Source organism: bacterium, assembly GCA_024224155.1.
Lineage (GTDB): Bacteria > Acidobacteriota > Thermoanaerobaculia > Multivoradales > JAHEKO01 > CALZIK01.
Window position 1 is genome coordinate 1 of the sequence record JAAENP010000072.1, and the last position, 1,839, is coordinate 1,839.

Here is a 1,839-nt window from a genome sequence, read left to right on the forward strand (position 1 = left end):
GCGCGGATGCTCACCCCGAATTGGGTAGGCAGCCAGGAAGGCAGCCCCGGCTGGTACTGGAGCTTCTGGGATCAGGTCCCCGAGCAGAAGGAGATGCTGGTCGGGGTCGCGCTCTTGATGTACGGCCTCTACCGCCTCCAGAAAAAGGGGTAACCCCTTCTATGAAGGGCTGCCGTCTGTCAAGCTGTTCTGCTGTCGTTTCGTCGCGGTTCGAGGCAGGGGGTCGGTTGAGCGTTCAGCGAGGTCGGCGAGACCGAGACCGGAGCGAGAATGGGCCCCGAGAGCTCGTCGGAGCTTCGGTGCCGCAGCTCGCCGGCCGATCGCCGCTACGGAAGTGACGGGCGCTCGCAGCGTCCCACTCTTCTATCCGAGCTTCGCCTCGCGCGAGGCTGAGCCCATACGGGGTACTTTCGAGAGTGCGCCGGCTGCCCCACCTTTGCTCGAGCCCTTGACAGGCCCAGGGTTACGCCGAGCTCGCCGACACAGTTCGGAGCCGCGTTGAGCGTCGTCAGTTGATCGTCTTCGTCACCTCGCCTCAGGCTGCGAGGCCCATGGACCTCATCTCATGATGAAGACCTCTCATCCAGCGGTTCGCGATCGCCGCGACGATCACCGACCCGTGCTTGCCGCGCGCCTTCATCTCCTCGGCCAACTGACTCCATCTCGGGTGATACCGCTTCAGCAGATGCGCGCCCTGCAGGATCACGGCGCGAAGTTCTCGGTTGGCCTGCTTCAGCAGTCCAGCGTCGGCCATGCGGCGACCGCTGCTCGCGTTGCGCGGGCTGAGCCCGCAGAAGTTCGAAAGTTGCTTGCCCGTCCGGAACCGGTCGAAACGACCAATCTCCGCACGAAGCGTGCAGGCGATGACGAGGCCGATTCCCTTGGTCTGCATGAGCTTCGTCACCGTCGCATCGTCCGCGACGCGCGCTCGCAGTCGGTCTTCCGATCGCTCGACCTTGTGATCGAGATACCGCAGTTCGTCGAGCATCTCCATCACCGTCCATCGGCCTTCGTCGGAGAGCGTCGCCTCCTGCTCGAGCCACAGAAGCCACCGGAGCGTCCATCGACGGCACGCCGGCGCCTGGATCCGTTCGTCGCGCAGAACCGCCCCGATGCGCTGCTTCACCGCGCGACGCTGACGCGCGAGGAACTGACGGTAACGTACGAGACGCCGCAGCTGCCGAATCTCGCGCGGCGCATGCCAGACCCGCGGCAGGTAACCGACGCGGACGAGGTCCGCGAGTACCCGCGCATCGGTGTAGTCGCTCTTGTCCGGCGATTGCCTCATCTTGTGGACGTATCCAGTGTGCGCGAGAAAGACGGTGAGCCCGTGCCGATCGACCAGGTCGTCGGCAAGACACGCCGCACCTGTGCAGGACTCGATGGCGACAGCCTTCACCGGCTGAGGGCCGATCACCGCCATCACGGCGTCGACGTCGTTCGGCACCGAACGGCTCCTCACCTCGCTGCCGGCTTCGTCCACCACAGCGACTTGAATCGAGTCGCTGTGGTAGTCGAGACCCACGGACAGTGGTAGCCTGCTCATGTCTGTTGCTCCTGTCTGTATCTGGGCTAGTCGAAAGACGATGCTCGTCTTGAGCCAGCGGAGCAGCAGACTTTTTCTTGCGCCACAGGTCAACACTCGCATGATGGGAGGGGCCTCCGCCCTTCATCCCCATCTTGGCCCGACGCGGGTTACGACAATGCGCCCGCGTCTCTCGCTCGCGCCACCCTTGTTAACCACAAACCGCCGCGGATTCCGCGGCGATTCGTCGAACTCCCCCGGCTGGACTCGAACCAGCAACCTAGCGGTTAACAGCCGCTCGCTCTACCAATTGA

The 1,839-nt window shown here is 64.3% G+C and carries 2 protein-coding genes; one reads left to right on the top strand and one right to left on the bottom strand.

The genetic code is table 11. The annotated features are described in order from the left end of the window. Positions 1-153 (top strand): hypothetical protein (locus tag GY769_04220; GenBank protein MCP4201120.1); only part of this gene is annotated, 153 nt, incomplete at its 5' end. A gap of 382 nt (positions 154-535) precedes the next feature. Here GY769_04220 and GY769_04225 read toward each other — a convergent pair. Continuing rightward, complete coding sequence (locus GY769_04225; protein ID MCP4201121.1) at positions 536-1,546, bottom strand: IS110 family transposase; 1,011 nt, start codon at positions 1,544-1,546, stop codon at positions 536-538. Positions 1,547-1,839 lie beyond the last annotated feature (293 nt).

Excerpts from the sequence above, each read along its gene's own strand:
- GY769_04225 (MCP4201121.1), bottom strand. The coding sequence starts at position 1,546 with ATGAGCAGGCTACCACTGTCCGTGGGTCTCGACTACCACAGCGACTCG.